Origin of the sequence: Megasphaera sp. DJF_B143 (assembly GCF_900320625.1) — a bacterium.
GTDB classification, from domain to species: domain Bacteria; phylum Bacillota; class Negativicutes; order Veillonellales; family Megasphaeraceae; genus Megasphaera; species Megasphaera hexanoica.
The window spans coordinates 1-6,901 of the sequence record NZ_ONTA01000107.1 but is presented as its reverse complement, the minus strand read 5'-3'; the positions used below and the strand labels follow the sequence as shown (position 1 = coordinate 6,901).

The window sequence follows — 6,901 nt, the reverse complement described above, 5'->3', positions numbered from 1 at the left end:
TCAGGCAAAAGTAGCAGGCCGGAGCATCGGCCTCAGGATTAATCCTGAATGGTCTACTCAGGACGGGCATGATATTTATGACCCCTGTGCTCCCGGCAGCCGGCTGGGAACGACACGGGAGCAGTGGAACGCCATGATGACCGACGAGGGGAAAGCGCTCCTCGACGGCCTCCATTTCCATACATTGTGTGAACAGGATGCGGATGATCTGGCTACGACCCTGAAAGCCGTAGAGACGACATTCGGTGATATCCTGCCCCAGATGAAGTGGCTCAACATGGGTGGCGGTCATCACATTACCCGTCCCGGATACCAGATAAATCTTCTCGAAGACTGTATCCGCACGGCGCAAAAAAAGTGGAATGTCCAGGTCTATCTCGAACCGGGAGAAGCCTGTGCCCTTCATGCAGGCTATCTGGCAACGCGTGTGCTGGATGTGCTGACCAATGGCAATACGAAGATTGCCATTGTCGATACCAGCGCGGCCTGCCATATGCCGGACGTACTGGAAATGCCATACCGGCCGCCACTGTTTGGAAGCGGAGAAGCCGGCGCGCGTCCTTATACGTATCGTCTGGGCGGGCCGACCTGCCTGTCTGGTGATGTCATAGGAGATTACAGCTTCGATAAGCCTCTTGAAGCAGGTGATTTGCTCCTTTTCGGTGACATGGCTATTTATACAACTTGTAAAACTAATACATTCAATGGTATGCCTCTTCCGGACCTCTACGTTCGCCATGAAACGGGCACGATAGAAGAGTTATGCCATTTCGGTTATGACGATTTCCGCTATCGTCTGGGAAAATAGAAACAAAAAAACTTGCCGCACAACGATTTTTACCGTTGTGCGGCAAGTTTTTTTGTGCGTTCAGTCTGTTAGCAATTTGCTGGACAGGTTGTTTTGCAATGGCGTATCCAGATGGAGTATCATCTTTTCCTGACTCAGGACGGGATCGCCGGTGCACAAGGCTTCGTAGATGGCCTTGTGTTCTTTCAGGGTCCGCTCTATGACGCCTTCTTTACGCAGGGAAACGAGAGAGAAATCACTGCTGCGGACGCGGTTGTTTTTGATGATATGGTAAAAATGTTTGTTCTTTGTCGAAGAAATGATGATATTATGGAATTCTATATCAAGGATACAATATTTATCGGCTGACTGATGGTCGTATACGGCCTTTTCCTGGAGTTTCAAATTTTTATCGAGCATGGCTATTTCACTACGGGATGGATCTGCAGCATAGCAGGAGGCCAGGAAAGCGGCACAATACCCCTCGATGGCACAGCGCAGCTGGTAGAGTTCGATGATTTCCCGGCGGGTCACTTCGTGGAGCTGGAATCCCCGGCTGGGAAGGACATCGACGAGGTTTTCCTGACTGAGGCTGAGAAGCGCATCGCGGACCGGCGTGCGCGACATATTCAATGAGGCTGTGATGGCTGCCAGAGAATAGATTTTTCCCTTTTCAAAGGCTCCGTCCATAATCTGGGCTTTTAAATATTCATAAGCTTTATCTTGTAATGATTTACGTGATTGCATGACATCACATCCTTTTGTTTTTTACAGATACTATATTTATTATATACTTACTGGCAAAGTAATTCCAATAGGACGGTTAAAACTATTTTGTATAATAAAATAACCAGCAATGATATTTTAGCAATATAACTATTATTGACAAACATATATGAGCGATTATAATAATAGTATACCGGTATACCGGTATATCGGTATACCGGATGTGCGTAAATTATAAATTCTAGAATATTATTTTAGAGAGGAGAGAGTATTATGTTCAGGTTCATGCACACAAAACTCCCGGAATTTATTAAAAAAATGTATGTTGCTGTCCACGATGTGGACGACACAAAGACGATGGAAGTCCATGGTCTGGAAAGTCTTCACAGCGCCAAGATGCAGTCGCTGCGTACGGGCCGTATTGAAGAAGCAGTCCATGAAATCGCCGGACGGGATGATGTCAAGCATGTAGAAGTTCTGGTTCTGCCCCGTGTCCCTGAAACGATGCATACGGTTCTCATTAAGGGCAAAGATGAAAACGGCAAGACGACCAAGATTATTATGGAAGTCATCAATATTATCCATCCGACGGAAGAAACGGAATTTGACGGTTGTACGGATATTGAAGACAGAAGACCAAAACTGGGTCTGCACTAAGGAGGCGCATACATCATGAAATATAGAGTTCTTCCCGGCGGGGATATAGATGATAAGATTATACCTGTATCGGTCGTATTTCTCGATGTCAAGGAAATTGAAAAAAGTGGTCTTTCCCAGGATGATGCTATCCGCAAAGTAGCAGCTACCATTCAGGGACCGGCAGCTATCAATGTATTTGATATGGATGCTGTGACGACTACTAGTGACGGCATTGTCGTCGAAGGGGCCATCGTCCGCATGGGGGCCTCCGATAATGGTAAAGTTAATAATGAATTCGGCATCCTGCCCATGCAGGAAATCATTCTCTCCGATGAACTCGTAGAAAAAGAACCCCATCTGAAACAGTGGAAGAAATTGTTCCCTGAAAAGAAGATGTTCCGCGGGCCGAATCCGAAAGATAAGAAGATTCCTGTCCATAACGTCGTCATTACCGGCCGGGCGTCCAATAATAATTCGGCAACAGAAATGATGAATATCATCACTATGGATGAAGTCCTGTTCCCGATTCTGGGCCAGCTCGAATGCATGCATCACGGCGATGTCCTCGTAGGCATGACCGGCCAGGTCATTTCGGTCGGTATCGGCATGACCGTTGCAGAAATGTATGGCCGTGTATTCCCTCATCCTCAGTTTGAAGCCGGCGATACGGCTCATGGCTCCGGTGCCTATGCCAAGACGCTGAAACAGTACATTCCCTGCATCGTCTGCGATAAGAAAGTCATTGCCCGCCTGACCATCCGTGCTCTCCAGTGCGGCTGTGTACCGGCCCGGGATATCGGCTGCTCGCCTGTTGTTCTGTCCATTGCCCGTGCTATGGGGACTCCTATTGATTTCGACCGCATCACACCGGCTGCTCAGGCTGAACTGGACAGTGTCGGCTGCACGCGCGAATGGATGAAACAGACCTCCCATATGACGGCAGAGGAAGTCATCGCTCACGCCGATGAAATCCTGCCGGGTGTGGAACAGGCCAAGAAGTATCATGCAGATGATCTGCTGGTAGAAAAAGAAATCTGATAGAAACAGGGGATTTGCCATGGCTGATGAAAATATTATTGTCTATACGGATAAAACAGTCGTCAAAGTGCAGGGCCTCGATGTCAAGGGACTGGATACGCGGGCGCTGGAAAAAATCCTGATGGATAAATTCCATTCTGTCGTCCGGGTCATCGGCGTTACCGGTTCATCTATCGATATGGATATATACGGCATCGATCCGGAACAAATAGAGAAAGATGAACATGGCCTGATCCAGGCTATCTCAACGACAGAAGGGGTCACAGCGACAGAACTTGCCAAACTGGCAGGGGCAGAAAAAATTGTGCCTGTCGATATCAATCACATTCCTCAGCGGGATCATGACTACTGTGCCCGGGAAAGGTGGCTCCATCATGATTGATACGGCGACGATTATTCCTACGGGTGACGAAATCAAAGCGGGTATCGTCTTTGATACGGACAGCGCGGCCGTCGTACAACAGCTGGTGCGCTACAATCCGGAAATGCAGATTACCCGCATCGCACCGGTAACGGATGAAGAAGATAAAATAGAACAGGCTATCCGCAAGGCAGCTGCCGCATCGGATCTGGTCGTTCTCATCGGGGGAAGCGGTGGCGGACACCGCTACAGTTCTACACTGGGAAAAGATTTTACTCATACGGCGTTGGAAGCGATGTTATCGCCCAGTGCCAGCCGGCAGCTCTTTGGCAAGAACGGACATTTGTGGAGCTGCCTCGTCTGTGGCCGATTGGGGGATGCGCTGGTTTTAAACCTGCCAGGTCCGTTTGTCGAAGCCAGCGCAGCGATTGAAGCATTTGTGAAAAACGCCGCGTCAGACGATTTGGAAAGGATCAACGCAGCCATGGCGGAGGCTGTGAGAAAGCAGTACCCCTGATGAATGATTACAGGGTACGTCTGTATCAGACCTGTCTGTATCAGATGCCGGCAGCTGTTGGCATCTGGTGCAGGGCAGGGGACCTGGAGGGCCTTGATGAGCATTTCAGGCGGAAGCTGACAGCGTATAGAGGGAAAGACGTGCGGTGTATTACGGACCCGGTAGCACTCGATCAGTACCTGGCAGACTATGTAACCTGGCTCTGCCCCGTTTCCGTCGTGGCGGCGGCTGCTAATATAGCGGCCTGGCATAATGGACCGCGGACAGGCGGCATTATCGGATCGCTGGGAGGAGAAGTTCATGCCATTGACGAACATATGGTGGAAATCCTTCCTCAGGTCTGGTGTCTGTCGTATCCCGGAGGTCCGGGACTTCTGTTGCAGGGAAGTCGGCAGGCAGCCTGGAAAGTACGGGAATTTCTGGAATATCCGGGTAAACAGTATACCTGCGATGAAATACGGGCGTATTTAAAACAGCAAAAAGTTGTTACTTATTTATATGTTACCGATGGCAGTGGAGGAGAGGGAATCCTTGTCGGTGGCGATGGACAAAAAGAAGAACAGATTTGTTTATCAAATAACAACATAGAGATTTAAATAACAACGGTATGATTTAAAAAGAACGTATGCAAGACAAATTGTTCGTGATGATCGTGAAGAAAGAGAGATGAAACGTGACATGTTAGATTTGAAAAAGCAGGAACTGCCTCATCTCATACGGGTACGGCAGCATTTTCCAACAGATTGCATCAGTGATATTCCGGTTGCTGTGCGGCAGGAACTGGATAAACTGACGCTGAATGATAAACTGCGCGATAAACAGATTGCCATTACGGCTGGCAGTCGGGGAATTGCCAATATTGCGACTATCATCCGCAGCATCGCTGACTATGTCAAGACAAAGGGAGGCCATCCCTTCATTGTTCCTGCCATGGGGAGCCACGGTGGTGCAACGGCCCAGGGGCAGATCGATGTATTGAAAGGATATGGCATTACAGAAGAAACGATGGACTGCCCTATCCGTTCATCCATGGAAACAGTATATCTGGGAGAAACGGAAAATGGTGCGCCCGTATATTTTGACAAGAATGCCTATGAATCGGATGGCATCATTGTCTGCAACCGGGTTAAACCGCATACTGATTTTTCGGCACCCAATGAAAGCGGCATCGTAAAAATGATTGCCATCGGCCTGGGCAAAAAAGACGGCTGCTCGGCCATGCATGCCCATGGACTGGCCCAGTCTATTGCCCAGTCCTGCAAGGTATCGCTGGAGAAAGCCCCCATTCTCTGCGGTCTGGCTATCGTCGAAAATTCCAATGATCAGACATACCTCCTCCAGGGTGTGCCTGTAGAAACGTATATCGAAACCGATGCAAAACTCCAGCTTCTGGCCCGCAGCCTCGTGCCACATCTGCCGGGAAGTCAGTATGATCTGGTTGTCGTAAAGGAAATAGGTAAGATTTACAGCGGGACCGGGATGGATACTAAAGTCATCGGCCGCATCCGCGTTCGTGGCGTAGAAGAACCGACGAGTCCGGATATTCATATGCTCGTTGCTCTGCGCATGAATGAACATTCCTATGGAAATGCGTTAGGCATCGGCCTGGCTGATATTACGACGAAAGGTCTGGTCAGCCAGATTGACCGGGAGTCTATGTATTCCAACCTCATTCCTACGACGTATCTTGAACGGGGGAAGATTCCTGTATATTTCGACACGGAAGAAGAAGCAATCAGCCAGGCTTATGCGCTGGCCAATCCCGGACCGGATGGACGCATTGCAATCATAGAAAACACGCTTCACGTACAGGAGTTGTTGGTCTCGGCTCAGGTAGTGAAAGAAAATCCGGAACTGGAAGTTTTGGAACAAGATGTGCCTGTTGCATACACACCGGACGGCATACTCGATGTGTAACGAATGTAGAGTGACCTGATTCATCTATTCACTGGAGGTGTCATATCATGAATGATGGGAAACAGATTTCGAAAGTTAATGTCGTAGGGGCGTTATCCATTGCGGCACTCATGTTCAGTAGTTATGTAGGGCCGGGGTTTGCCGCAGGGACGCAGACCGTTGCCTATTATCTGAAAGCCGGTTCGGCAGGCGTCATCTGGGGACCACTCCTCGTCGGAATCCTTACTTTTGTCTGGTGCTGGCTGACCTTTGAATTCAACCGGATATACAAACCAAAAGATTATCGCGAACAATCCGATATGATTTATAAAAATCCGGCTGTACGGCAGGTACTGGGAATATTTAAAGATATTTTCTCCATGGTTCAGATTTTCCTCGTAGCCGCCGGTATGATTTCTGGTGCCGCTATTATTCTGGAACAGACCTTTGGTATTCCTAATATGGTCGGGACCCTTCTCTTTGGCGTTTTCATGATTGGTTTTACGTTGAAAGGCGCGAATCTGGTCATGAAACTGGGCAACACCCTGACTATTTTGATTATTGCCATCATTATTTTCATTTTCTTCATCAGTATCGGCATCTGTTGGCCGGCTGCAGACCAATTCATTGAATCCGGTTCGACCGCTGCTGATTATGGCCTTACGACGGGCTATGCCTGGGTCATTGTTTTCTCGTCGATCATTCTCTTTACCTGTGGTGCCAATGCGGCTGTTCCGTCCTGCCTGGTAACCATCCGGAGCAAGAAAGATACCTTCCTGGCCGCTCTCGGTACGGCTGTTCTCTGCGGTGGCGGTACGATGCTCTGCACCATCTTGTTTGCCGCTGGCATGCCTCATATTACAAAAGAAAGCATCCCCATGCTGTATCTCCTTCACGATATCGTCCATTCTGCTGACTGGACACGGTATCTCTATGT

General features: G+C 48.8%; 9 protein-coding genes. 8 read left to right on the top strand and 1 reads right to left on the bottom strand.

All coding sequences use genetic code 11. The features are described from left to right. Window positions 1-808 (top strand): carboxynorspermidine decarboxylase (locus DBO31_RS03105; protein WP_150824419.1); only part of this gene is annotated, 808 nt, incomplete at its 5' end. 60 nt (window positions 809-868) lie between these two features. On the opposite strand, the gene DBO31_RS03100 is transcribed toward DBO31_RS03105, so the two are convergent. After that, on the bottom strand, window positions 869-1,534 hold the full coding sequence (locus DBO31_RS03100) for a GntR family transcriptional regulator (RefSeq protein WP_150824418.1): 666 nt from the start codon (window positions 1,532-1,534) through the stop codon (window positions 869-871). A 252-nt stretch (window positions 1,535-1,786) separates the two neighbouring features. Between DBO31_RS03100 and DBO31_RS03095 the strand changes: the two genes are divergently transcribed. From DBO31_RS03095 to DBO31_RS03065, 7 genes are all read left to right on the top strand, one after another. Further along, window positions 1,787-2,170, top strand: coding sequence for a hypothetical protein (locus DBO31_RS03095; protein WP_059075431.1), 384 nt, complete (start codon window positions 1,787-1,789; stop codon window positions 2,168-2,170). A gap of 15 nt (window positions 2,171-2,185) precedes the next feature. Further along, a complete protein-coding gene (locus DBO31_RS03090; protein WP_113855607.1) occupies window positions 2,186-3,190 on the top strand; it encodes a hypothetical protein in 1,005 nt (334 codons plus the stop codon). A gap of 19 nt (window positions 3,191-3,209) precedes the next feature. Then, window positions 3,210-3,572, top strand: coding sequence for a hypothetical protein (locus DBO31_RS03085; protein ID WP_059075429.1), 363 nt, complete (start codon window positions 3,210-3,212; stop codon window positions 3,570-3,572). Then, a complete protein-coding gene (locus DBO31_RS03080) occupies window positions 3,565-4,068 on the top strand; it encodes a molybdopterin-binding protein (RefSeq protein ID WP_059075428.1) in 504 nt (167 codons plus the stop codon). The genes DBO31_RS03085 and DBO31_RS03080 overlap by 8 nt, the downstream gene beginning before the upstream one ends. After that, entirely contained in the window at window positions 4,068-4,664 is a 597-nt protein-coding gene (locus DBO31_RS03075) for a hypothetical protein (RefSeq protein ID WP_150824417.1), read from the top strand. The genes DBO31_RS03080 and DBO31_RS03075 overlap by 1 nt, the downstream gene beginning before the upstream one ends. 82 nt (window positions 4,665-4,746) lie before the next feature. After that, window positions 4,747-5,985, top strand: a complete 1,239-nt coding sequence (locus tag DBO31_RS03070) for a lactate racemase domain-containing protein (RefSeq protein ID WP_150824416.1) — start codon at window positions 4,747-4,749, stop codon at window positions 5,983-5,985. A 47-nt stretch (window positions 5,986-6,032) separates the two neighbouring features. After that, window positions 6,033-6,901: amino acid permease (locus DBO31_RS03065; RefSeq protein WP_150824415.1), on the top strand; the 869-nt coding region annotated here is incomplete at its 3' end.